At 45.1% G+C, this 24,721-nt stretch carries 19 protein-coding genes; 14 read left to right on the top strand and 5 right to left on the bottom strand.

Features of this window, described 5'->3' with window-relative positions:
• The first annotated feature begins 183 nt into the window (after positions 1–183).
• The 5 genes from A8708_RS22430 (at position 184) to A8708_RS22450 (ending at position 5,547) form a co-directional block, all read left to right on the top strand.
• Positions 184–1,686, top strand: coding sequence for a spore germination protein (locus A8708_RS22430; RefSeq protein ID WP_068667522.1), 1,503 nt, complete (start codon positions 184–186; stop codon positions 1,684–1,686).
• 18 nt (positions 1,687–1,704) lie between these two features.
• Positions 1,705–2,886 (top strand): Ger(x)C family spore germination protein, encoded by a 1,182-nt coding sequence (locus A8708_RS22435; protein ID WP_068667523.1) that lies wholly within the window; start codon positions 1,705–1,707, stop codon positions 2,884–2,886.
• A gap of 25 nt (positions 2,887–2,911) precedes the next feature.
• Positions 2,912–3,121 carry a hypothetical protein gene (locus A8708_RS22440; RefSeq protein ID WP_068667524.1) on the top strand — a complete coding sequence of 70 codons (210 nt, stop codon included), beginning with the start codon at positions 2,912–2,914 and terminating at the stop codon, positions 3,119–3,121.
• 32 nt (positions 3,122–3,153) lie between these two features.
• Positions 3,154–4,293 carry a GerAB/ArcD/ProY family transporter gene (locus A8708_RS22445; RefSeq protein ID WP_068667525.1) on the top strand — a complete coding sequence of 380 codons (1,140 nt, stop codon included), beginning with the start codon at positions 3,154–3,156 and terminating at the stop codon, positions 4,291–4,293.
• Positions 4,294–4,563: 270 nt separating this feature from the next.
• Complete coding sequence (locus A8708_RS22450; RefSeq protein WP_068667526.1) at positions 4,564–5,547, top strand: phosphotransferase; 984 nt, start codon at positions 4,564–4,566, stop codon at positions 5,545–5,547.
• Between the two features lie 58 nt (positions 5,548–5,605).
• Here the strand turns inward: A8708_RS22450 and A8708_RS22455 are convergent, their stop codons facing one another.
• The 3 genes from A8708_RS22455 to A8708_RS22465 form a co-directional block, all read right to left on the bottom strand.
• Entirely contained in the window at positions 5,606–6,787 is a 1,182-nt protein-coding gene (locus tag A8708_RS22455; RefSeq protein WP_068667527.1) for an NAD(P)/FAD-dependent oxidoreductase, read from the bottom strand.
• Positions 6,788–6,808: 21 nt separating this feature from the next.
• The gene (locus A8708_RS22460; protein ID WP_068667528.1) at positions 6,809–7,240 is read right to left on the bottom strand and encodes a DUF1641 domain-containing protein; all 432 of its coding nucleotides are present in this window, start codon (positions 7,238–7,240) and stop codon (positions 6,809–6,811) included.
• A 421-nt stretch (positions 7,241–7,661) separates the two neighbouring features.
• Positions 7,662–8,543, bottom strand: a complete 882-nt coding sequence (locus tag A8708_RS22465; RefSeq protein WP_068667529.1) for a helix-turn-helix transcriptional regulator — start codon at positions 8,541–8,543, stop codon at positions 7,662–7,664.
• Between the two features lie 107 nt (positions 8,544–8,650).
• Here A8708_RS22465 and A8708_RS22470 point away from each other — a divergent pair, with 107 nt between their 5' ends.
• A complete protein-coding gene (locus A8708_RS22470; protein ID WP_068667530.1) occupies positions 8,651–10,804 on the top strand; it encodes an alpha-galactosidase in 2,154 nt (717 codons plus the stop codon).
• 71 nt (positions 10,805–10,875) lie between these two features.
• On the opposite strand, the gene A8708_RS22475 is transcribed toward A8708_RS22470, so the two are convergent.
• On the bottom strand, positions 10,876–11,337 hold the full coding sequence (locus A8708_RS22475) for a GNAT family N-acetyltransferase (RefSeq protein ID WP_082927703.1): 462 nt from the start codon (positions 11,335–11,337) through the stop codon (positions 10,876–10,878).
• Positions 11,338–11,931: 594 nt separating this feature from the next.
• On the opposite strand from A8708_RS22475, the gene nirB (A8708_RS22480) reads away from it, so the two are divergent.
• The 5 genes from nirB (A8708_RS22480) to nasC all read left to right on the top strand — a co-directional run bounded on the left by nirB (A8708_RS22480) (position 11,932) and on the right by nasC (position 20,514).
• Complete coding sequence (gene nirB / locus A8708_RS22480; RefSeq protein ID WP_068667531.1) at positions 11,932–14,364, top strand: nitrite reductase large subunit NirB; 2,433 nt, start codon at positions 11,932–11,934, stop codon at positions 14,362–14,364.
• A gap of 14 nt (positions 14,365–14,378) precedes the next feature.
• The gene (gene nirD, locus A8708_RS22485) at positions 14,379–14,714 is read left to right on the top strand and encodes a nitrite reductase small subunit NirD (RefSeq protein ID WP_068667532.1); all 336 of its coding nucleotides are present in this window, start codon (positions 14,379–14,381) and stop codon (positions 14,712–14,714) included.
• Positions 14,715–14,732: 18 nt separating this feature from the next.
• Positions 14,733–15,911 carry an MFS transporter gene (locus A8708_RS22490; RefSeq protein WP_157264959.1) on the top strand — a complete coding sequence of 393 codons (1,179 nt, stop codon included), beginning with the start codon at positions 14,733–14,735 and terminating at the stop codon, positions 15,909–15,911.
• A gap of 63 nt (positions 15,912–15,974) precedes the next feature.
• On the top strand, positions 15,975–18,347 hold the full coding sequence (gene nirB / locus A8708_RS22495) for a nitrite reductase large subunit NirB (RefSeq protein WP_068667533.1): 2,373 nt from the start codon (positions 15,975–15,977) through the stop codon (positions 18,345–18,347).
• Positions 18,348–18,351: 4 nt separating this feature from the next.
• A complete protein-coding gene (gene nasC / locus A8708_RS22500; protein ID WP_068667534.1) occupies positions 18,352–20,514 on the top strand; it encodes an assimilatory nitrate reductase catalytic subunit NasC in 2,163 nt (720 codons plus the stop codon).
• Positions 20,515–20,630: 116 nt separating this feature from the next.
• On the opposite strand, the gene A8708_RS22505 is transcribed toward nasC, so the two are convergent.
• The gene (locus A8708_RS22505) at positions 20,631–21,665 is read right to left on the bottom strand and encodes a YheC/YheD family endospore coat-associated protein (protein WP_082927704.1); all 1,035 of its coding nucleotides are present in this window, start codon (positions 21,663–21,665) and stop codon (positions 20,631–20,633) included.
• 207 nt (positions 21,666–21,872) lie between these two features.
• Between A8708_RS22505 and A8708_RS22510 the strand changes: the two genes are divergently transcribed.
• The 3 genes from A8708_RS22510 to A8708_RS22520 all read left to right on the top strand — a co-directional run bounded on the left by A8708_RS22510 (position 21,873) and on the right by A8708_RS22520 (position 24,641).
• Positions 21,873–22,874, top strand: a complete 1,002-nt coding sequence (locus A8708_RS22510) for a hypothetical protein (protein ID WP_068667536.1) — start codon at positions 21,873–21,875, stop codon at positions 22,872–22,874.
• 196 nt (positions 22,875–23,070) lie between these two features.
• Positions 23,071–23,844 carry an SDR family NAD(P)-dependent oxidoreductase gene (locus A8708_RS22515; RefSeq protein WP_068667537.1) on the top strand — a complete coding sequence of 258 codons (774 nt, stop codon included), beginning with the start codon at positions 23,071–23,073 and terminating at the stop codon, positions 23,842–23,844.
• Between the two features lie 32 nt (positions 23,845–23,876).
• Complete coding sequence (locus A8708_RS22520) at positions 23,877–24,641, top strand: SDR family NAD(P)-dependent oxidoreductase (protein WP_068667538.1); 765 nt, start codon at positions 23,877–23,879, stop codon at positions 24,639–24,641.
• The last annotated feature ends 80 nt before the right edge of the window (positions 24,642–24,721 follow it).

Consider the following 24,721-nt stretch of genomic DNA (forward strand, 5'->3'; position numbering starts at 1 on the left):
ATGTGTGAAATGCGAACTTTACGAGATATGTTCTTATTCTACTATGTAATTCTAGTCGTTGCCTTTTGGTAACGGCTTTTTTGTTGTTTCGAACGAGAAATGGCGTAATTGGCCATCACGGTTTATCTCTTTATTCAAATGGTCATAATGGGGAATGGATGAGAATAAGGAGGGATTCACATCATGCCTGGTGATGCATTGATTCCTATTGACCCGAGTGTTGAATTAAACCTAGAGCGTATCATCATGGATTTAGGCGGAAGTGATGATGTCGTTATTCGAGAGATACAAGATGATGGCACTTTGATAATAGCAGCCGCAGTTGTTTATATCGATGGACTTTCTGATACTGTGGCTATTAATACGTATATTTTTGATGTTTTAAATATGATGATAAGGGATGTCCCTAATGAACCACATAGAGACAAGAGGGATACTGAGACACTTGCCAAAGAATTGTTAACAGGCTTGGGCTGTATTCAAACCGTAGCAGATATGCCAACTCTGTATGAAAATTTACTCTCAGGTGAGGCCATAATTTTATTCAATGGGCAGAATCACGCCTATCGCGCAGACATTCGTCAATGGAAAGGCCGTGATGTAACTGAATCCACCAACCAGACGTCTGTACGAGGTCCGAGGGAAAGCTTTACCGAGACGCTTCGCACCAATACGGCATTAATTAGACGTAAAATAAAAGATCCTAGACTGTGGCTCGAGACAATTTCCATTGGTCGAATAACGAAAACTGACGTAACGATTATGTATTTGAATGGAATAGCCAAGCCGTCCGTCATCGATCTCGTTCGGTCTAAATTAAGGGCAATTGATATTGATAGCATTCTGGATAGCGGGTATATCGAGGAATTGATCGAGGATAATAAATTTTCGCTATTTCCAACTATATATAATTCGGAGCTCCCAGATACCACGGCTGCGCAATTATTAGAAGGAAAAGTGGCGATTCTCGTAGATGGTACACCCAACATATTGCTAGTACCTACGCAACTCGTTACTTTTTTTCAATCAGCAGAGGATTATTATCAACGCGCCTACTATGCGAGTCTTCTTCGATTACTTCGATTCAGTACTGTATTCATTTCTTTGTTGTTGCCATCCATTTATATAGCAATTACGACTTTCCATCGCGATATGCTGCCGGCCTCGCTGTTAATTGGCCTAGCCGCTCAACGCGAAGGGGTACCATTGCCGGCTTTTGTTGAAGCGCTAGTCATGGAAGTGACCTTCGAAATACTGCGAGAAGCGGGTCTCCGCATGCCTCGTGCTATTGGACAAGCCGTATCTGTTGTTGGCACGCTTGTTATCGGACAAGCTGCGGTAGAAGCAGGAATCGTCTCGGCAGCTATGGTTATTGTCGTATCCGTAACGGCGATTTCAACCTTTACGTTACCCGCGTACAGCATGTCTATTCCAGTGCGTCTACTTCGGTTTGTTTTTATGGGGGCGGCGGCAAGTTTTGGATTATTCGGTATTGCCATGGGGATGTTTGTGTTATTACTCCATTTGTGTGCTCTTCGTTCTTTCGGAGAGCCTTTTATGTCTCCATTATCACCATACCGTAAGGCAGATTTAGAGGATACATTACTTCGTTTACCGCGATGGCTTACGTTTAAACATCCTGAGACATCACTCAATGAAGGCAGTGATCGAATACGAAAGCCGTAGTAAGGAGGCGTAATTAGGATGAAATATAAGCTAACCATAGGAATTCTTTGCCTTCTTATGCTGTCTGGCTGCTGGAGCCGACGTGAATTGAATGAGTTGCTAATTGTTCTTGGTGTTGGCGTAGATTGGAAGGATGGCGAGTATGTGGTGTCCTTCCAAGTCGTTAATCCAAGCGAAATATCCGCGCAGCGAAAAGGTGGGGATCGCCCTCCGAGTACCCTGTATCAAGGGAGAGGGAAAACGCTATTCGAGGCAGCGAGATCATTAACAGCGGAAGCGCCTCGGAAAGTCTACATGGGTCACTTGCAACTGTATGTCATTGGAGAGGAATTGGCGAAACGAGGCATTAAAGATTTCCTAGATAATTCAGTCCGTGATAATGAATTACGAATGGATTTCAATCTCGTAGTCGCAAGAGGAACCTATGCAGAGAATATTTTGAAATTATTTACACCTGTTGAGAAATTGTCGAGTTATAGCATGCAGCAATCCTTACAGACCTCACAAAAGTCATGGGCTCCGACTGTCGCGATGACATTAGATGAAACGTTGAATAAGCTATCTGGCCAAGGTTTCGAACTCGCGCTAACAGGTATCAAAATAATCGGTGATACGAGAATTGGAGACACGAAAACGAACGTGGAATATTTTCAGCCGCCTAGTCGATATCGCTATACGGGCATCGCAGCGTTCAAAGAAGATAAATTAATTGGCTGGCTGGATGAGCAGGAAAGTAAAGGGTATACAGATATAACCAACAATTTAGATAGCACTTCTATCGAAGTTGCCTGCGGTGAACAGAAATATATGGCAATTGAAGTTACATCATCGGATGCTAAGTTGAAAGGGAGTGTGCAGAATGGGAAGCCTCGTATGGATGTATCCATACGAACGGAAGCGAATATTGTCGGCAGACAATGCAGAGATATCGATTTAACGGATCCTCAAGCTATCAAACGTTTGGAAGTAGAATCCAAGCAAATCATCCTATCCCATGTGGAAGCAGTCGTTTCACGTGCAATGGCAATGAAATCGGATTTCATCGGTTTTGGTAACCAACTTGGCAAGGATGAGCCTACATATTGGAAAGAAGTGAAAGATACTTGGAATGAAGACATGTTTCTTCAAACAAAAGTCAATTACAAGATAGAATTTTATATTAGAAAAACAGGCACAATTGGTAATTCAACCATGAAATAAGCATGGAGAGAGGACTTGTTCGTAAATGGCGTCTGTACTTACTGTTCTTGCACTAGCTGTGGGTACGTTCTGGCTAGAAGCGCCAAAACTATTGCGGCAAAATCATAAACGCGAATTTATCATTTTCACAATGTTCCTGTTGCTAGCAAGTGGTTCGTATGTCTTACTAACCCTAGAGGTTGTTTTACCAAACCCATTCAAAATCGTTGAATGGATGATTGGTTGGATGATTTAGTTTCAGGCTGACTGCAGGATTGAGGAGGTCCAATGAGTACATTTGACAATGCTACCATTTCTGTACGCCAATTTACGATCTTGATCATTCTTGGTGTTGTTGGAGATTCAATTCTCATTATGCCGACAATTCTTGCGAAATCTGCGAAACAAGATGCTTGGTTGTCTGTAGTATTGGCTCTCTTTCTTGGGTTCGTAACTGGGGGTATCTTTGCTGCTGTTGCGAACAAGCTTCGCAGGCGGCGACTTTTTAATTTAATTAGACTACATTTAGGTGTCTGGGTTGGTAGTATAATCATCCTTCTATTTTTATTTGAATTCTACATGTGTTCGCTAACCTTGTTAAGTGAGATGAGTCAGTTTATGACAACGCAATTGATGCCAGAAACACCCATTAATGCGATCATCGTTGTCTTTATCTTGGTTATCATCATCGCATATAAGTATGGTGTTGAAGCTTTTGCCCGAATGAGCGAGCTGTTGTTTCCTGTCTTTATCCTTTTGTTCCTTATTCTCGTCGTGTTACTGCTGCCACAAGTGGAATTTTCAAATTTGCGCCCCATAGCAGCAGGAGGAATGGGAGAGATCTGGCGGGGAGCATTCATGGCGTTTGCAACAGCATTTTCAGAAATGGTTGTCCTTCTTATGCTAGTACCCAATGTTACTGGTTCTGCTTCGCTAACCAAACCCATCTTAACTGGTTACGCGATTGGCGGTGCCATTTTGTTTATTATCGTAATGCTGTGCTTGCTTGTATTAGGACCCAATTTAATGGAGACGAAATATTATCCTACCTTCGTACTCGCTCAGAAAATCACGATTGGACATTTTCTAGAGAGGTTAGAGGCGGTTATGGCCTTTTTATGGTTCATATCAGTGTTCTTCAAGACGCTGCTTATCTTTTTCTCGCTAACTTCTGGTATGGCAGAACTGTTTCAGTTGAAAGAAAGTCATATGCTGACAATTCCTTTGAGCATGCTATTACTGGTGGGAACCATAGCAGGAACACCTAATATTACAGAGTATAATCTCATTCTGGAGAAGTATTATTCGTTGTTTGATCTTATTTTTTGCATCGGTATTCCTCTGATCTTACTTGCTTTGTTTTATATGCGGGATAAACCCAAGAATAATGTGACAAGTGAAGAGGATACCCATGAACCAGTTGTTTAAATTGAAGGAGCGAGGGACGACTGCAGCAACGGAACGTAATAACCAGAGATACTAAGTACAACGGATGGATTTCTATGGTGCCCTCAAGTCAACCGTGCTTGCGAGGACTGTAGCACCTCGCATTTTGCTGGTAGCGGACGCCGCGGCGTCTGCTTTTTTGGCGTTTCTATTAGTATTCAATCGGGCAAAGCTTGCTCCGCTTTCATACCATGCCTTTCTGGACAAGGGACATAAACTATCTAGAACTACTATATTGAGAGTGTGGTATAGATGGAGAATGAACTTCTCGCAGAAATTGCGGACACATACGGTTTGTCGATCAAACAGGTTGAAACTATCCGTGACACTTCACGTTCCTATGTCTTGAAAATCACGGCCACCCAAGGCAGCTTTGTGTTAAAAAGAATGCATATGGATACGCGCCGATTACAATTTATGCTGGAAACGGAAGACTTTCTTAGGAACCGCGGCATTCACATTCCAATGGTTTATCAGACAAAAGAGAATAAGAAATATGTGGCATATACAGGTCACTTGTACGTTCTCCAAGAATGGATTTGTGCCCATTCATACCCATTGGTCAGCGTAGAAAAGGCCGTTAAGTTAGCTGAAATACTAGGAAGAATGCACGAGTTGTCTAAAGTGTTTTATTCTTCCCATGGAATACTTCGATTTGGTGGTGCGAAGTGGGTACAAGAGTATGATGAAGCTCTTCATTTTCTGGGCAGTTGGAAATCTAAGCAGGAAGACGTAGAGGAGCCTTGGCGCAAAGCGGTGCTAACCTATATTGATTTTTATATGAGGACGGGTGAATACGTAAAAGAGCATATAAATGCCTGTTACACAGCCGGCGGGGAAGTTCATGCACAAGTCGTTCTTAGCCATCATGATTTTCATATGCAAAATATTTTGATGGATCCATCTGGGGATGTTTATATCATTGATTGGGAGTTTGTTCGATTTGATTTGCCTTCTAGGGACGTGAATCGATTGTTATATGCGATGATCAAAAAGTCGAAAACTTGGAATCATCGTGCATTTGTTACAGTGATGCGTGCATATCTGCAAATGAACCCTTTATCTAAGCATGAAATGAAGCTGTTGTATCTTGATTTGGCGTTTCCGCACAATCTGTGCCGCAATCTGATTTGGGGCAAATTCAGAGGTATGACTGAGAATCAAACCCATGATCTCTTGCAGAAAGAAGCAGCTAAAACTGAATTTATGATTGAGTTGTATCACAGTCAATCGTAATGAAATAGAGAAAAAAGATGCCTCGTCAACCTAATCGGTTGAGAGGCATCTCTATTTTTTAATACGCTAAAGCAAATAGTCCGTGAATGTGCGAAAGATAACGAACGTTACTTGCTTCTTTCATTAGTGTAGCGGGTAAGCCCTTTAATTGTGTGTTCTTACCGCCGATTGTACCGATGCCATCTTTACGGCCAAGACTGCCTAGTGTTCCTGAGAATACAGGCACGAATTTGTCCATTACGCCGCCTTTAAGTTGTACGGACAAGTTGTAACCAACCGTTTCACCCATTTGCCAAGCAAGTTGTGCAGTAGGGGGATATGGTCTTTCGCTGCCTTCAGGGAAGACAACTGCGCAATCACCCGCTAAGAAGATATCTGCGTGTGATGTGGATTGCAATGTTGAAGTTACCGTAGCACGGCCGCGATCTTCAGCGATGCCACAGCTGCCGACTACCTGGTTGCCTTTAACGCCGCCTGTCCAAATAATCGTACTTGCTTCAATCGTTTGTCCGCTTTTCAATGAAACTGTATTGCTCGTAGCTTCCGTGATTGCAACGCCAGTCAAGAAGGTAACGCCACGTTTCTCAAGGCTGGACACTGCACGCTCGATGAGTACTGGTGGGAACACAGGAAGAATGGAAAGTCCTGCTTCCACGCAGTAGATGGAGATATCACCAAAATCAATACCTTTGGCGCGGCATACTTCAGGAAGTTTATCTGCGAATTCACCAACAAGCTCAACACCTGTTAAACCACCGCCACCAACCACGATAGTTGCATCGGCTTTATTGCCGGAAGCTTTGTAAGCGTCCAAACGAGCTTCAACGTGTGCGCGAATTCGGTTAGCGTCAGAAGCGGATTTCAGAATTAAACTGTTCGCTTCCAACCCAGGAATACCGAAATAATTCGTTTCACTGCCAAGTGCGACTACAAGCGCATCGTATTTATGTACCGCTCCACTGCTTGTAAGGACTTGTTTTTCATTAGGTTTAATTTCTTGAATTGTGTCAACAATGATATTGACATTTTTGTCGCCTAGCAGCTTCTGTAGGGGAAGCGCAACAGCCTGCTCTTTAATCGTACCGCCTGCTAATCGATGCAATTCGGTAATGATTTGGTGCGTAGAGAATTTATTAATGATCGTAATGTTTGCTTCAGAAGCAGATAAATGTTTGCGAGCGGTTAATGCAGTCAAGAGACCACCGTACCCGCCGCCAAGAATTAGTATTTGTTTAGCCATCGTTACCATCCCTTGTCCGGATTAATTTTTTCGTTCAGCGAGTACGTTCAAGAATGCTTGTGCAAATCGAAGCGTTTTCTGTACTTCAGGGTCTTTCAGCATTTTTAACATTCCGAATAGACCGATGGTTGTGCTAACGTCAGCTTGCGAACGCTCACCAGCTTCAATGGCAGCCGAAGCGATGTTTTTTGCTTTTTCTTGTACTGGTTTTACGAATTCGCCAATACCTTGAGCAAAATCATTAATAAGTACTTTATCAGTCGCCACATTTTGTGCGAAATCGTATGCTTTGGTAAGCATGTTAACCATTTCGGCAAGTTTAGGGAGATTATCCACCAGGATCGTTAGAGATTCTTGCACCTCTGGTTTCAATAATTGGTCGAGTACGTCTAAAGATTTGGGTTCAGCTGCAATCGGAACAGGTATTTCTTGAACAGTTGATGTCTGTGACATGTGACATATCCTCCTTCGCATAGAAAAAACGTATTACATTATTCTACACCTTTTGACAATAAAAATATAAAGACAGATATTTCAAATTGGTGAACATTGCTATGTAAAAACGCAACTTGATCGCGAATTTGCCTGGTCTTGACTTCTGTGCCTGACTTTAGCGGCCGAAAAGGGCGCTAAAGTGCCCGAGGCAGCGCGAAGCGCAGGCCTGCGGTCGCAATAAGGCCCGAAAAGGGCCTTATCGCTCGCCGCGTGCAGCGGTGCCTGACATTAGCGGCCGAAATGGGCGCTAAAGTGCCCGAGGCAGCGCGAAGCGCGAGCCTGCGGTCGCAATAAGGCCCGAAAAGGGCCTTATTGCTCGCCGCGCGAGGAGATGCCTGACTTTAGCGGCCGAAACGGGCCTTATTGCAATCGCACCTTGTTACTCCAAGAAACGTAAATAGTCCTCACTCTCACTAACTTCGGATAATCGGAACGCAAGGGGGGATAAACCCGTCATTTTATGAAAAACCTTTCCGAAGTAGCTCAAGCTGGTATAGCCGCAAAGTGAAGCAACATTCGTGATGGACAGCTCATGATTGCGCAGCAGCTCGGCTGCTTTCTCGATACGCCGGTTTCGGACATAGTCCATCGGGGTTATGCGGAAGTAGTGGGGGAACATTTTGCACAAATAATATTTATCTAGCTGTGCAGCTTCTGCTAACCGATCCAAGGTGAGATCTTCGGCAATATGGTCTTGAATGTAAGTGACAACACGCTTGTAGGGGGAGGGGATCTCTGAACGAGTTGGGGCGTTTCCTTCTAATAAACAGCGTTGTAGTGAAAGCATCCATTCATATATGCGAAGTGACAGATCGAAACGATCATTCAATTGGTTTGCTGCAGTATCGGAATACAATCGCCAAAGTAGCTGAATAGGCAAGGAGTCAGGAGAAAGTTCGAAAACAGGTCCCACCATCTGAAGCAAATCTTGTCGCAGCCATTCTTCCTTAAACCCCCCGAAACGTATCCAAATAAACTCCCATTGGTCACAAAGTGTCGCATCAAATGCGTATTCATGATCGGACGGGATAGAAACCATGAACGCATGGCCCTTCGGAACGGTGTAATGTTCTTTTCCCATGCGAAGTTTGCCTGCTCCTTGTATGGACCATTGAACAATGACCCCTTGCCCGCCTCGCTTGAGTCCGTTCCATTGGTAGTTCTCGTCCGCGACCGAGCTGTGTCCAATCGATAGGAGCTTGAGAAGATGACGATTCTCACTATCCTTATCTGTGTATCTAAAACCATAGGATTTATGCACAATATTTTACCACCAATCATCAAAATGTTACTATTTTACCTCTTCTTACAAGGATGTATAATGTGCGTAATAAATAATATATTACCATATTGGAGGTTGCGGAAGATATGTCCCTTAAGGAATGGTTGGATTGTTATGTGCGCGTTGAAGGGACTTCGCTTCGAGTGGGGAACAGCAGAATAGAAAGGTCCTGGTCATTCGCCAGTGGCCATGCGGTTAATGTCTCCATTTTCGATAAAAACAAAGGTGAAGAATGGCTTGCGCCGCAATCGGATTCCCCAATGTTTCAACTTTCAGGGTTGTCGTATGAACAGCAGCCGCATGCTATATTCATTTCGTCACTCGTTGCGAATGATTACGGCATTTCTCAGCCATATCTACAAACGAATGTAGACATTCACCTTGAAGCGATCTCCACGATGTATCGGTTCACATTGAAGATCTATTCAGATGCACCGTTTATTCGACATGAGTTAACCGTGATGCCAGTTCATCATTTTAGAAGCAAAGTTAGCCTGATCGACAAAGAACCGAACCTCGTATGGACCGAAGATGATTTTAAAACAAATCGAACACTTTCCCCTGCTTCATTACAATTAGATTCGAATAATAAGCATAATTACACTGTATTGTCTGATTATTGTGAACGTATATTACTTCGAGATCTGCATTGCCGATGGACATCGGTTCAATTTCTTGATCAGACGGATACGAATAACAACCTTGTGAGTCAGGAGACAGGTTTAATTTATGTAAGAGAGAAGCGGAACTTGCGCGGAAATCTCCTGTTCCTTACGAAAACACTTCAGGAGCGCGGCTTATTAATCATAAAAGAAGGGCCGACAGAATTGGGGATCTACGGTAACTCTCGCATGGAATTTCAATTTCACGGGAAGAGTTTGAGTCTGCTAGGAACGGGGGTCAGCGAAGCGGATTTGCGCCATAACGTAGAAATGACTACATATGGTGTAACCGTCGGTGTATATGATGGGACAACGCTTGGGGGTTATGACTTACTCAAGACCTATCATCGCAGTCTTCGTGCGCACGTTGCGGATAGGGATAGCTTCATAATGAGTAACACATGGGGAGATCGCTCCAAAGATGGCGCCATTAGCGAGGCGTTTATACGCAAAGAATTAGTTGCGGCAGCAGCGCTGGGGTTGAGCATTCTTCAAATTGACGATGGTTGGCAGAAGGGTGCGACGGTAAATTCTGTTGATGCAGCGACGAAGTCGGATGGCGGACTGTGGAGCGATTATTACAGCGGTGATGGCGATTTCTGGGAGGTTCATCCGGAAAGGTTCCCAGACGGTCTCACACCGATCGTTTCGCTTGCCGCTGAACTTGGGGTAGCCTTGGGTTTGTGGTTTTCCCCGGACTCCGTCCGTGACTTTATAAACTGGGAAAAGGACGTTGCGACTTTACTGCTTCTTCATAGGAAATACAATATTCGAACATTCAAGTTAGATGGCATTGAAATACGCTCAAAACTGGGAGAGGTTCGTTTGCTGAATATGATGCGATTCGTTCAGAAAGCGACCAATGGGCAAGTTGATTTCAATATTGATACAACAGCGCAGAAGAGATTAGGTTACTTTGGGCAAACGCAATATGGCAGCATCTTTCTTGAAAATCGTTACACGGATTGGAGCAATTATTATCCTCATTGGACGCTTCGCAATTTATGGATGCTTGCTCCGTATTTACCATCGTCGAGGCTGCAAATGGAATTCTTAAATGTTGATCGCAACACGAATAACTATGCGGAAGATCCTTTAGCTCCAGATGCGTGTGGGCAAGTCTATGCTTTTGCAGCGGCGGCTTTCTCGAATCCATTAGCATGGATGGAACTAACGGGATTAACGAAGAAGCAAATGGGTTCTCTTACAACAATGATTCAGGCGGTAAAGCCATATCATGCTGAAATCGTAGCTGGACAAGTTTTACCAATTGGTGATGAGCCATCGGGAGCTGGTTGGACAGGTTTGCAAAGTATTTGTAGTCCCACGCACGGCTATTTCATCATCTTCCGCGAGCTGCACGAATCCGACACTGCCGTTATGAAGCTTTGGGGTGTGAGTGGCGAAGTAAACGTCACTGAGCTACTGAGAATGGATGTCAAAGATGAAGTGTTTGTTCCTCAAAGACAGCATCAAGTAACGTGGAAATCGACACAACAAGGTGATTATGTAGTTACGCGACCAGCACCATTTACATTCGTCATGTATCGCTACGATAATTTATCAGTTTCTATCTAACCGTCGAACATTTCAATAGAGGTTGGCACTTTGTCTTCAACGACAACGTGCCGACCTTTTTGTTTGTCTAATTACACAAGTTCCTTCTCATATAGAAAGACGTGGAAACCATCAATTGTAGCTGGACCCTTCTGTTGATAACCATTATTCATAAATAACTTTTGAGCGCCGAGTTGATTAGAAAGGGTATCGAGAATCAAATGGTTGATACCCAGTTCTCTGGCCTTATTTTCTAATTGAGTTAGAAGCTGTTGCCCATATCCCTTCTTCTGGTGACTAGGATGAACACGAAGACGTTTAATTTCGGCTTTGCCTTCGTCTAGGATCTTCAAGCCACCCATGGCCAATACATTTCCGTCAGGACCTGTGCCCACCAGAAATTCGCCGCCATCCTTCAAATACTGTTCAGGTATATGCAAAATATCATGGTAATGTTGGTGCGTTGGTTCTACGTTCGCCTCAGAGATAACTAATAAATGAATTCTCCATAAATCATCTGTATCCAATGTCGAGTAACGCCGCGTTTGGATCATAAAGCATCCTCCTCATTCCATAAATTTCATACTAGGTATACATGTAATATAAACTAACGTTAAATCCGTGACAAATAACCTTTTCTTATAGTTTTTCATATATTTATAAATAATTTAAAAATTTTTCATGTTAAATCTAACATGGAATGGCGTTTTTTCTTTTTGGACAATGAAAAATAAATAGGATGCCATCAAAAAAACAAATAACTAATGATTGATTTAAAATAGTTCATGCGAGGATAGACGGGGATAGATACATTTTTGTTAGTTAACTTAACATGAATGAACTACTTATCGTAACTCCTTGCAAAAAAGAAGAGGGTGTGATCACTTGTGAAAACGCAAACAATGCATGAAAAAGCGTACAATATTTTAAATATTTAGATTAAACGTTCGGAATTTAAAATAATCATGTACAAAATCACAATAAAATGGCAAATTTTTGTTGAAAAATACGATGATACAGCGTATATTAATAACAAGAAGAATGTGTTAGATAAATTTACATCCGTTTTTCTATATTGCTGATCGAGTGATTGGGATATGTAACATGACTTAAAATGTTAGTTTAAATCAAGTGGGAGTGTGAATAGGATGAAGAAAAAAATAGTTTTAGTTGGAAATGGTATGGCTGGTGTTAATTGTATCGAGCAATTGCTAAAACTTGCGCCTAACTCCTACGAAATTACGATCTTTGGAAAAGAACCGCATCCAAACTATAACCGGATTCTGCTGTCATCTGTATTGGCTGGAGACGCGGATATGAAAGATATTGTGATTAACGACTGGTCTTGGTATAAGGACAACAACATTACCTTGCATACGGGTCACACCGTTAACAAGATAGATACGGAACGCAAGATTGTGAGTACAGATCTTGGCATTACTGTCTCCTACGATGAACTCATTCTGGCAACGGGATCACTGCCTTTCATGTTGCCGTTGCCAGGTGCAGACAAAGAAGGTGTGATTGCATTTCGAGACATAGCGGATTGCGAGACGATGATGGAAACGGCCAAGAAATACAGAAAAGCCGTAGTTATTGGCGGCGGTCTTCTCGGGCTCGAAGCTGCACGCGGATTGCTGAACCTGAACATGGAAGTTTCTGTCGTGCATATCAACGAATATTTAATGAATCTACAACTCGACAGAACCGCATCCTCAATGCTGCAACAAGAATTAGAACAACAAGGGATGAAGTTCCTCCTGAAGAAAAATAGTGAAACCATTTTAGGCAAGAAGCGGGTAACAGGCCTTCGATTTACGGATGGTTCAGAGGTCGATGCTGATTTAATCGTCATGGCTGTTGGGATTAGACCTAATATGGCTCTTGCGAAGAACAGCGGAATCGAGATCAATCGAGGCATTGTTGTCAATGATTTCCTTGAGACAAATGCCCCACATGTTTACTCCATTGGGGAATGTACGGAACATCGAGGTGTTGCATACGGTCTAGTGGCGCCGTTATATGAACAAGGAGCTGTTCTTGCGAAGCGATTAGCAGGTGTTAATACGGAAGGCTATCAAGGGTCAGTCGTTTCTACGAAGCTCAAAGTTTCTGGTGTTGATGTATTCTCCGCAGGTGAGTATGCAGATAAGCCGGGTACACGTGCAGTTCGTGTACAGGATGATTTTGAGGGCATTTATAAGAAAGTTGTCATTCGCGATGGGAAAGTTATAGGAGCCGTCTTGTTCGGTGATATCAGTGATGGATCGAGACTGTTCGCTATGATTCGTAACGGCGAGGATGTAACAGGGAAGGAAAAGACAGTACTCCTTGGCGATGGCGGAGGCAAGACGAAGTCTGGTGTGGATCTGGTTGCTGATATGAGTGCAGATGAAATCGTATGCGGATGTAATGGCGTTTCCAAAGGAGCCATTGTTCAAGCGATTCAAGAGAAAGGCTGCTCCAGTGTGAATGACATCAAAGCCTGTACGAAAGCTTCTGCTTCTTGCGGAGGGTGTAAGCCACTAGTAGCCGATGTGCTTACGTATGTCCTTGGAGCGGACGGTGTGAAAACCGTGAAGGAAGGTATTTGCGGTTGTACAACGCTAGGGCGAGACGAAGTTGTTGAAGCGATCCGTACCATGCAACTTTCGACGACCAAAGAAGTAATGAACGTTCTCGAATGGTCCAATACAGAAGGGTGTTCCAAGTGTCGTCCCGCATTGAATTACTATTTGGGTATGGTGTGGCCAGAAGAGCACGAGGACGAAAGAGAGTCACGCTTTGTGAACGAACGTAATCATGCCAACATTCAGAAAGATGGCACGTACTCAGTCGTACCGCGCATGTACGGCGGCGTAACGACACCGAAAGACTTAAAGAAAATTGCGGAAATCGCTGAGAAATATGAAGTTCCCCTCGTTAAAGTAACAGGCGGACAACGTATCGATTTGCTCGGAGTGAAGAAAGAAGACTTGCCTGGTATGTGGGCTGATCTCGATATGCCTTCAGGCTACGCCTATGGTAAATCGCTTCGTACGGTGAAAACATGCGTGGGTTCTACGTTCTGCCGCTTTGGTACGCAAGATGCGATCGGCATGGGCATTCAGCTTGAGAAGAAGTTCGAACGGTTAAATACGCCAGCTAAGGTGAAAATGGCTGTCTCTGGTTGCCCGCGTAACTGTGCGGAGGCAACGATCAAAGACTTCGGGGTAGTCGCCATTGATGGCGGCTGGGAACTCCATGTTGGCGGCAATGGCGGAACGAAGCTGCGTGGCACAGATCTTTTATGCAAAGTAAAGACGGAAGAAGAAGTGCTAGAATGGTCAGGCGCTTACTTGCAATACTACCGGGAAACAGGGAAATACAATGAGCGTACAGCGGAATGGTTGGAGCGTGTAGGTCTTGAGACAATTAAGACAACACTTGCGTCTAGTGAAGATCGTGCTGCTTTCAACACCCGCATTAATAAAGCATTGTCCCTATTGAAAGATCCATGGAAAGAAATTATTGAAGAGGGGACACTTCGCCAAACATTTTCACCTATGGAAGAGCAATCGGCAGCGTCGATTATGAAATAGAAGGGATGATGGATATGAAAAAGGTTCACATTGGCCACATTTCAGAAATTGCAGTAAAGAGATCGCGTGTTGTACGTATTGGTGATTTGGAAATTGCCGTGTTTAAGCTTTCAGATGGTGTCATCAAAGCGATCGAGAATCGGTGCCCGCATAAAGCGGGTAAGCTTTCCGAGGGTATTGTTTGTGATCATCATGTATTTTGTCCCCTGCACGATTGGAAAATAGATCTGCACAACGGACTAGTTCAAGCCCCGGATACGGGTTGTGTTCCCAAATTCGAAGTTGAGATCGATGATGCGAGCGGAGAAATGTATTTGCATATTTCAGAAGAAAGAATCTTAGCTTCTTAGCAAGGGGGAGTAGCAATCATGCGACATCATGGATCAGGAGTTGCTTTAGGATTGTCCACGTTAGCCATGATGGCATCCTTTGTGATCTGGGGCGTATTTTCACCGATCGCTGGGCAAATTCAAGAACTATTTCAGTTAAGTACGATACAAAAAAGTCTTTTAATCGCAGCGCCAGTGCTGCTCGGCTCTATACTACGAATTCCGATGGGGATATACACAGATCGCTTCGGAGGTAAGCGTGTATTTGCGATGACGATGCTCTTTCTCACAATACCACTTCTGCTTGCGGGGTTTGTGCATACCTACTGGATGTTACTGATTTGTGCACTCTTTATAGGGATGGCGGGGACGACCTTTGCCATTTCCCTTACTTATGTGTCCAGATGGTTTCCTCCTGAGCGACAAGGTTTGGTACTGGGATTAGCTGGACTCGGTAATTTAGGCGGTGCGGTTGCGAGCTTTTCATTGCCCTTCGTGTTTAACCAATATGGCTTCCAGTGGGTGTTCTGGAGCCTCGCAATTATGATCGTGCTAGTGACAGCGATTTTCTGGATTGGAACGAAAGATTTACCATCTCCTTCTCAAAAGAAGACATTCAAACAATCGATGGTTGTCCTCAAAGATCAATCAACGTGGTACTTATCCCTTTTTTATTTTCTAACATTCGGTGGGTTCGTTGCGTTCGGCGCTTACTTACCTACATTTCTCAAGGATTTATTTCATGTATCAGCTACAGATGCAGGATTGAAAACGGCAGGATTTGTTGTCATTGCAACGCTCATTCGTCCATTAGGGGGCTACTTGGCAGATCGCATTGGTTCACGAAGTGTACTTGCGGTGGTATTCACAGGTATGATTATAACCTCGCTTGCATTGGCAGGATCCATGCATCAATTCACTTCTTTTAGTATCTGTTGTCTAGTTGCGGCAACCTTGTTGGGCATTGGGAATGGAGCTGTGTTCAAAATGGTTCCCGAAGTATCTTCGGGCAATACGGGAGCTGTTACCGGCATTGTTGGCGCAGCAGGCGGTTTAGGTGGATTTTTCCCACCTATTGTTTTAGGAATTGTGAAAGATTTATCAGGTGCGTATACATTAGGCTTTGTCATGCTTATGGTATTCGCGTGCGCTTGTCTGTGGATGAATCTTGCAACGAGACGCATGTTGTTGAACAAACAACGTACATTGGCATCATAGTTCGGGCTATCTTATGGCGAGGAACAAGCGTACTACAGCACGGGAATGTGGAGGTCAGTAGCTATGGGGAAACAAAAACTTGTCTTAATCGGAAACGGTATGGCTGGCGTACGCTGTATAGAAGAAATCCTTGCCATAGCGCCAGATCGATTCGATATTACGATTTTCGGCAGTGAGCCGCATCCGAATTATAATCGCATTATGTTATCGAAAGTGCTGCAGGGAAGCACAACGGTGAATGATATTACCATGAATGATTGGCAATGGTATCAAGATAAAGGGATTACACTTTATGCTGGGGACTCTGTAGTTCATATCGATACTGCCAAGCGGAAAGTTGTGAGTGAAAAAGGAAAGATTGTTGCGTATGACCAATTGATTCTTGCAACTGGTTCGTTACCATTCATGCTGCCGCTTCCAGGGGCGGATAAACCGGGTGTAACGGCATTCCGCGATATTAAAGATTGTAATAAAATGGTAGAAGCATCCAAGAAATATAAGAAAGCCGTTGTTATTGGCGGAGGCTTACTCGGACTTGAAGCTGCTCGCGGTTTGCTTAATCTGGGTATGGATGTTCATGTCGTTCATATCTTCCACCATCTGATGGAGCGTCAACTCAGTCCAACTTCAGCAGGGATGCTGCGCAGAGAGCTGGAGAAACAAGGAATGAAATTCCTTCTAGAGAAGCAGACGGAGAAAATTCTTGGCAAGAAGCGAGTAGAGGGTCTTCTATTTAAGGATGGCAGCAAAGTGGAAGCCGATCTAATTGTTATTGCAGTCGGTGTACGACCTAATATAAAGCTTGCAGCAGATAGTGGGATTGAAACGAATCGTGCTATTATGGTCAATGACTATATGGAAACGAGTGTGCCAGGCGTGTATGCAGTCGGGGAATGCGCGGAGCATCGTAATACGGTCTATGGGTTGGTAGCCCCGCTATATGAGCAAGGTAAAGTATTGGCTAAAAAGATTTGCGACGTGGAGACCGAAGGCTATCAAGGTTCAATTCTGTATTCCCAATTAAAAGTATCAGGTGTTGAAGTATTCTCAGCAGGAGAAATTCGCGATTCCGAGATTACAACGTCTCTGAAAGTGATTGATGGAATCAAAAACACATATAAGAAAATTGCTGTGCGCAATAATAAAATCGTAGGGGCCGTTCTCTTCGGAGACAGCAGCGAGGGCAACAAATTACTCGGCTATATCAAGCAACAGGCGGACGTGTCCGTGTTGGAGGAAGCATCAGCCGTAGGCGGCGGGGGAGATGAAGCCTATGCGGCTTCACTGGCGCTAACGGCCACCGTGTGCTCTTGCAACGGTGTAACGAAGGGCGGCATCCTCGATGCGGTACGTGACAACGGATGCGCAACTGTCGAGGATATTCGCGCGTGCACGCGCGCATCGAGCACCTGCGGTGGCTGCAAGCCGCTCGTATCGGCGATGCTCCAGCTGGCGCTGCAGAGCCAGGACACGCCGGCTGCGCCGAAGGAAACCGTGTGCGGGTGCACAACGCACAGCCATGACGAGCTGCGCGACGCTATGCGCAGCGCAAGCTTCAAGACCGCGAATGAAGCGATGCATGCGCTTGGCTGGAAGGCGGACGGCTGCGCGATATGCCGTCCGGCCATGCAGTACTATCTCGGCCAGGCACGAGGTGCTGCCGCCGAAGAGGCTGAATCCAAGTTCCTGGATTCAGCAGCGAGCCTGCTCGCCGATGGCACGTACGCCATCACGCCGCGCATGTATGGCGGCGTCACGAATGCCGAGCAGTTGAGGCTTCTTGCCGACGTGATCGATAAATATCACGTCCCGGTAGTGAAACTAACCGGCGGCGCGCATCTCGATCTCCTCGGTATTGCCGAGGAGCAAGTTGGCGCCATCGGTGCAGAGATGGGTCACCTAGCGTCGACGACGCCTTCTTATGGTAGAAAGATCACGACTGTTGCAACATGCTCAGGTAAAGATTATGATCGGAGTGCAATGCAAGATTCGATTCGAATGGGGATTCTTCTCGAACAGCGATTGGAACATATGCAACTGCCAACGGGGGTAAGTGCTGCGGTTTCCGCGAGTCCCTTGCACCGAGCGGGCACTCTTGCCAAAGACTTAGGACTAGTAGGAGTCCCAGGAGGCTGGGAAATCTATGTCGGAGGCAGTGCCGGAACGAAACTTCGGCAAGCTGAGCTGTTCTGTACGGAAGCCAATGAGGAGAACGTGCTAGATCTAGCAACCGCATTTCTACAATGGTACCGAGAAGAAGCTAATTTCGGTGAAACAACAAGTCAATGGGTTGAACGAATTGGGATAACGCAGTTACGTGAACAGTTATTCAATCTGACCACTCGAATGGAGCTGCTTCGCAGATGGCAGGTTGAAAGCAGGTTGATAGAACCACAGCAAGTAAATTCGCAGCCCACAGCTGCATTGGTCAGGTGAGCTTATGAGTCTATTTGCACAGCAAGATCAAATCGTTGCTACTTCTTTGCATGTGATGGATACGCAGTGCCCGTTTTGCAGTGTACAGTGTAAGATGCAAGTCATCGAAGATCGCAATGCCTCCAGTGGAAAGTCTGTTTATTCTGTTGTGCCGAAGCCTAATCAAGCCTCAGAAGGACGTCTCTGTATCAAAGGCATGAACGCATACCAGCATGTGCTGACAGGTGAACGTTTACTCCATCCGATGATGAAGCGGAATGGTCGTTTCGAGCGGATTTCCTGGAGCGATGCCTATGAGCTCATCGTAAGTAAGTGTAATGGTCTCCGCGAAACTTATGGTAACCACACGGTAGGTTTATACGGTGGCGGATCGCTTACGAACGAATCCGCATATTTATTAGGCAAATTCGCGCGCGTTGCACTGCAAACAAAGTACATCGATTATAATGGAAGATTTTGTATGTCAGCTGCAGCATCAGCCGGGGTGAAAGTATTCGGGATTGACCGAGGGATAACGAACCAACTATCAGACATTGAATTAGCCGAGTGCATCATTCTTGCAGGAACGAATATTGCGGAGTGTCAACCGACGCTGATGCCTTATTTTACAAGAGCGAAAGAGAAAGGTGCCATCATCATAACCATCGATCCGCGTGAAACGGGCACCACACGTATCTCCGATATTCATTTACGTGTGAAACCTGGCATGGATGCGACTTTGGCCAATGGGATGCTCAAAGTGCTGATGGAGGAAAGTTGCTTAGACGAAGAATTTGTAGCTAATCGGACAACAGGCTTTACGGAATTGAAGGCGCATCTTGAAGCACTGGATATGGAAGAGATCGCCAACCTGACCGGAGTGTCGGCTGCATTGATTCGTAAGGCTGCACTGAGTTACGGTAAAGCGCAGACGGGTATGGTGTTTACAGCTAGAGGCGTTGAGCAGCAAACGGATGGTCATATGGCCGTTCGCAACTTCTTGAATCTCGTACTCCTAACTGGTAAAATCGGCAAACCCGGCTGCGGCTATGGGGCTGTTACAGGACAAGGGAACGGCCAGGGCGGTAGAGAACATGGTCAAAAAGCGGATCAGCTTCCAGGTTACCGACTGATTGAGAATCCCGCGGATCGCGCGTATGTCGCAGGTGTTTGGGGCATAGATCCGAGCGAGTTGCCCGGTAAAGGCGTGTCTGCTTACGAAATGATGGAGAAAATTCATGAGCAGGAGATTCGCGCGTTACTCGTAATGGGATCGAATCCGCTTGTTTCGAATCCGAACGCGAACTTCGTCGAAGAAGGGTTGAAGAAGCTCGACTTCCTTGTTGTTGCAGACTTCCTCATCTCGGAAACGGCCCAGTTAGCTGATTTGATATTACCGGTAACGGCTTATTTAGAGAATGCCGGTACGTTGACTAACTTGGAGGGACGCGTACTACTGAGAGAAGCTGGTCGTGCTGCTCCCGGTGAAGCTAAGCATGATTGGCAGGTGCTATGTGAGCTTGCAGAGCAGTTTGGGCGAGGTCAATTTTTTCGATTTGAACATGTGGAAGAAGTCTTTAACGAGCTTCGACTCGCAAGTCGTGGTGGAACTGCAGACTATTATGGCATTACCTATTCGCGATTGCGGAAGGAAGAAGGCGTCTATTGGCCTTGTCCGGAAGTGGAGCATCCAGGGGCCAAACGCTTATTCGAATCCTCATTTCCACTTCCAGCGGGAAGAGCGCTACTCACAACCGTGGAGAATCATCTGCCCAAAGAGCAAACCAGTGCAGATTTCCCGCTGTATTTGACCACTGGCCGCGTGCTTGTGCATTATTTAACAGGTGTGCAGACTCGCAAAAGTCCAGCGTTAGCTGCAAGAGACGTAGAGTCTTTCATGGAGATCCATCCTAGAACGGCGAAGAAAAACCATATCGAAGATGGGACACTTGTGAAGTTGACATCCAAACGCGGTGAGATTTATGTGCGTAGTCGGTTTAGTGATGCGATTCGGGAAGACACTGTCTTCGTTCCGATGCATTGGGGCGATACGCAGAACGTCAATAAATTAACGAATGATGCTCTCGATCCAACTTGCAAAATGCCTGGGTTTAAAGTTTGTGCGGTCCAGGTAAGTCCGTTAGTATCTGAATATGTATACAAAATAAACGGATACGCCGTCCTTTGAAGGACAGGAGCGTTTATCTAGAAATTCAGCATAATTAGTAAGTAAAACTTATAAATTCTGATATTTAAATGAATAACCGAACTCGTCGATCTCTTCAAACGATGAGTTCGGTTTCTTTATGATTGAGTAAGATGATAAGCATATTCCATGGGTTTGCGATACAAATCCTTTAATTTAAATCCCTTTAGATCCTCATATATACTTTTTTGAGGCATGCCGTTAAGTTCAATAATCCATAATTTACTTTGTTTGTCCAGTACAAAATCCACGCTCAATTCTCCTAAATTTCCCATGAGAGTCTCTGCTTCTTGAGCGGCGATAACACTAACATCATTCAAAGATTGTAGGATTTCATTTGCTTTTTCTGACGCATATAGTCGATGGAGAATTTCGGCTACCTCATAGACACTTTCACACATACTCGTGTTAAAGTAATGTTCGTGTGCCACTCTACAAGCGATGCTGGCAATCTTCCATTGACCAACTTTTCCCTTCTGAACAAGAACCCGGATGTCAAAATATTGACGGTCCAGTCGACTCATTTGAATCCCTTCTTGGACCAAATAGGTCTTTTGTCCGAGAATCTCATCTAGCTTTTCTTGAATACTTTCATTTTTCCTACAAATAATTCTTGGTGCTAAACTGTGTAAGGAAATGTGAATATCTCCATTCTCTAGGCGATCAATTCGATAGACAGACGTACCTCTAGATCCATAAATCGGTTTTATAAAGAGAAGATTATTTACCTCTAATTGTTCTGCTAGGTTCACTTCATGATATTGAAATGTACGGGGTACATATTGCGAAAGACTCGATTGTTGTAGCTGGTTGTAGATGTCCCACTTATTGAAATGATTAATCGTATTGAAACACATACTTTTACCTATTATTTTCTCCAGACGTTGAATAGTCATCGAGACTTTGTTGAAACAACGGTTATAAACGACACGTGGAAAAGGAAATATACGTTGTATCCATTTGCCATTTTTCAAGCTGAGTCCACTAATACGTTGCATTTTCCAACGTATATCTGCTGGAGTGAAAGCGTAAAGTCTCAGGTTTTGACTTTGATAACGTTGACAAAGAGCTAAAATTCTTTTTCTACTATTCCGTTTAGTTACCATAATACCTATCCATAGGCGCTTGTCCATTCCAACACTCCCTAACCATCGAACCATCTTTAGTAGCTAATGCTAACGCAGTCATTTTGGTATGGGACAATAACATAGATGAATAGAGTTTTGTGTGAATAAATGGTTCTATTTCCCACTATTTATATTTTGATAGGCATATGCTGTGTCTATCTATTTAGGCATTTAATATGATGAAATACGTTTAAATAGGGAGATGAGAATAGTATGGGAAAATGTAATTGCCCCCCTGGACCTCCCGGACCAGAAGGTCCACGAGGTCCCCAAGGACCTGCGGGAACATCAGGGGAAGCAGGTGCTACCGGTGCATCAGGACCTGCAGGATCAGCAGGGTCAACGGGAGCTACAGGGACTATGGGGCCGGAAGGGCCACGTGGTCAAAGAGGGGAAGAAGGTCGACGAGGGCCTCGAGGGTTTGAAGGTCCAGAGGGACCAGCTGGTGTAGCGGGAGCAACAGGGGCTACAGGGGCAGGAGCGACGGGAGCAACAGGACCAGAGGGTGGGCCACCGGGACCAACCGGCTCAACTGGTGCAGCGGGAGAAGCGGGACCAACCGGCCCAACTGGTGCAACGGGCACAGCTGGTACAGCGGGAGCAACAGGCCCAACCGGGTCAACAGGTACAGCAGGAGATGCAGGTCCAACAGGAGCAACGGGAGCAGCAGGTGCTGGAGGATTAATTCCATTTTCAACGGGTATCATTCTTAGTGGTGCTACAGTCGTATCAGCCGCGCCAATTCTAATGGGATTCGGTAATCGAACAGTAGAAGTTATTGATGGTGGTGGAGAATCAACCATGCCACCCGAAGCAGGTGGCTTTGCTTTCCCGATTCCGTTCAATGGAACCGTTCAAAATTTACAAATAAGCGCTGAATTGTTGGTTGCTTCAGTAGCTTCGATCAATGTGACACCCCTTGTCTATGATTTCACAGTTTTCAGAGCTCCTTCAGCTCCTAATAATGGGGTTAGTCACCTCGCTTCACTTTACTTGACAACTCCACTGACGAGCTCGCTTTCTTTTGGAGGTCCTGGTAATACGGTTATTGCCGGTAATTTCTATGCAGCAACTAATATTAATCTCGGTTCATTAGGTGTCGTAGCAGGTGATCGTATTGGTATACGAATAAGGACGAATGTAGCGTCTGATCCTTCAGCAGCTGATATTACGCAACTCTCGTTTAGTGCCTCTCTATCATATACGCCTAGTTAAAACAACGTAACCATAACCATGTTAGATTATGTTCAGTTTATAGACCGTCCTAATATGCTGCCTTGTGCAGCTTATTTTTTTGCCGTTGTATTATCATTTTTGCTGCTAGTAGAAGCGAATGAATACGTACTAGAGAATAGGGGAAGATAATCGTTGGCTTGGTGATGCTCGTATTGTATATATAAGGAGAATGATTATGGGAAAGCTTGATGGTAAAGTTGCGCTCATTACAGGAGGAAGCAGTGGAATCGGTTTGTCTGCTACTCAACTGTTTATTGCAGAAGGTGCGAAAGTTGTGATTACAGGTCGGAATCAAACGACGTTAGACAATGTGGCGAAGGAACTGGGTGCACATGTCGTTGTTGTTCAAGCGGATGCGGCTGATCAAGTCAGCATGGAACAGGCAGTGGCCAAGACTATCGCAGCCTTCGGGAGACTTGACATTGTGTATGCGAATGCAGGTATTGCATCCCCTACACCATTAGGAAGTACTGAGCTATCGGTTTTCGAAGAAGTGCTTCAGGTGAACGTAACTGGCGTCTTCTTCACCGTACAAGCTGCTTTACCTCATTTGAATGAAGGGGCTTCCGTTATATTGACGGGCTCAACACGTGCAACCGACGGTGCTCCAGTAAGAGCAGCATATGCGGCTAGCAAAGGAGCCATCAGCTCCATGGCAAGAGTTTTCGTATCCGAGCTTTCTCCAAAAGGTATCCGAGTAAACACCGTGGTGCCCGGGGCGACACGTACAACCATTTGGAAGAAAACGACCCCTGAAGAAACCGCTAAGTTAGAAGCATCACAAGCTCGAACGATACCGCTCAACCGTATGGGAGATCCAAGGGAAATTGCGAATGTGGCCTTGTTCCTTGCCTCAGACGAGTCTTCATTCGTTCAAGGAGCAGAGATTACAGTAGATGGGGGAGCTCGCTCGGCTCCATTCGGAGCACCTATTTATCGTGAAGGATAATTCACGTACAAACCAGAGATATGGAGGCTACGATGGGAATACTTGAGAATAAGATCGTTCTAATCACTGGCACAGGTGGAGGGCTTGGACGCGCAGCAGCGCTTACATTCGCCAGAGAAGGAGCTAAGGTAGTTGGATGTGATATTAATGTTAATGCAAACAACGAAACAGTTGAGCTAATACGCAGCTCCGGTGGTGAAATGAAGGGTATTGCACCTGTAGATCTAACGGATCCCGAACAGGCAAGGAAAATGGTTGAGGATGCCGTGGTTGCTTATAACGGGTTAGATGTTGTGTATAATAACGCGGCGATCCAACGATTCGGTCCGATGCCTGAATTCTCGATTGAAGACTGGCGTGTGACCATAGCCGGTGAACTCGACATTCCATTCTTCGTGTCGAAATATGCATGGCCGCATCTGGTTCAGCGGGGTGGTGGGGTCATCATCAACGTTGCGTCCTTAGCAGGAATTATTGCTGGTGAGACCCCTCCGATGGTCGGTCACTGCGCAGCGAAAGCAGGCGTTATTGCTATGACGCGTCAATTCGCACTTGAAGGTGCACCTCATGGAATCCGTGCTGTGGCGATCAGTCCTGGTCCGTTCTTGACACCTGCCAGTGACCGTGACTTAGGCGATAATCAAGCGGCGAGGGATGCGATAACCAAAAAAACGCTTCTCAAGCGCTTTGGTCAACCTGAAGAGCTCGTGGAACTCGCGGCTTTCATTGCTTCGGATCGAGCATCGTATATTACGGGTGCCAACTTTCCGGTAGATGGTGGTGCGTCTGCTTGGTAAGTGGTTTCAAACGCATTCCAATATAACCGTAATGATGGAAGGGCTGGCTACATGTCAGCTCTTCTTTTTTATTGGAGTTG

This window comes from Paenibacillus oryzisoli (assembly GCF_001653565.1).
GTDB classification, from domain to species: domain Bacteria; phylum Bacillota; class Bacilli; order Paenibacillales; family NBRC-103111; genus Paenibacillus_E; species Paenibacillus_E oryzisoli.

Bases quoted from the DNA above. Each gene is read 5' to 3' on its own strand.
- A8708_RS22430 (WP_068667522.1), top strand. From the start codon at position 184: ATGCCTGGTGATGCATTGATTCCTATTGACCCGAGTGTTGAATTAAAC.
- A8708_RS22435 (WP_068667523.1), top strand. From the start codon at position 1,705: ATGAAATATAAGCTAACCATAGGAATTCTTTGCCTTCTTATGCTGTCT.
- A8708_RS22440 (WP_068667524.1), top strand. From the start codon at position 2,912: ATGGCGTCTGTACTTACTGTTCTTGCACTAGCTGTGGGTACGTTCTGG.
- A8708_RS22445 (WP_068667525.1), top strand. From the start codon at position 3,154: ATGAGTACATTTGACAATGCTACCATTTCTGTACGCCAATTTACGATC.
- A8708_RS22450 (WP_068667526.1), top strand. From the start codon at position 4,564: ATGGAGAATGAACTTCTCGCAGAAATTGCGGACACATACGGTTTGTCG.
- A8708_RS22455 (WP_068667527.1), bottom strand. From the start codon at position 6,787: ATGGCTAAACAAATACTAATTCTTGGCGGCGGGTACGGTGGTCTCTTG.
- A8708_RS22460 (WP_068667528.1), bottom strand. From the start codon at position 7,240: ATGTCACAGACATCAACTGTTCAAGAAATACCTGTTCCGATTGCAGCT.
- A8708_RS22470 (WP_068667530.1), top strand. From the start codon at position 8,651: ATGTCCCTTAAGGAATGGTTGGATTGTTATGTGCGCGTTGAAGGGACT.
- A8708_RS22475 (WP_082927703.1), bottom strand. From the start codon at position 11,337: ATGATCCAAACGCGGCGTTACTCGACATTGGATACAGATGATTTATGG.
- nirB (WP_068667531.1), top strand. From the start codon at position 11,932: ATGAAGAAAAAAATAGTTTTAGTTGGAAATGGTATGGCTGGTGTTAAT.
- nirD (WP_068667532.1), top strand. From the start codon at position 14,379: ATGAAAAAGGTTCACATTGGCCACATTTCAGAAATTGCAGTAAAGAGA.
- A8708_RS22490 (WP_157264959.1), top strand. From the start codon at position 14,733: ATGCGACATCATGGATCAGGAGTTGCTTTAGGATTGTCCACGTTAGCC.
- nirB (WP_068667533.1), top strand. From the start codon at position 15,975: ATGGGGAAACAAAAACTTGTCTTAATCGGAAACGGTATGGCTGGCGTA.
- nasC (WP_068667534.1), top strand. From the start codon at position 18,352: ATGAGTCTATTTGCACAGCAAGATCAAATCGTTGCTACTTCTTTGCAT.
- A8708_RS22505 (WP_082927704.1), bottom strand. From the start codon at position 21,665: ATGGACAAGCGCCTATGGATAGGTATTATGGTAACTAAACGGAATAGT.
- A8708_RS22510 (WP_068667536.1), top strand. From the start codon at position 21,873: ATGGGAAAATGTAATTGCCCCCCTGGACCTCCCGGACCAGAAGGTCCA.
- A8708_RS22515 (WP_068667537.1), top strand. From the start codon at position 23,071: ATGGGAAAGCTTGATGGTAAAGTTGCGCTCATTACAGGAGGAAGCAGT.
- A8708_RS22520 (WP_068667538.1), top strand. From the start codon at position 23,877: ATGGGAATACTTGAGAATAAGATCGTTCTAATCACTGGCACAGGTGGA.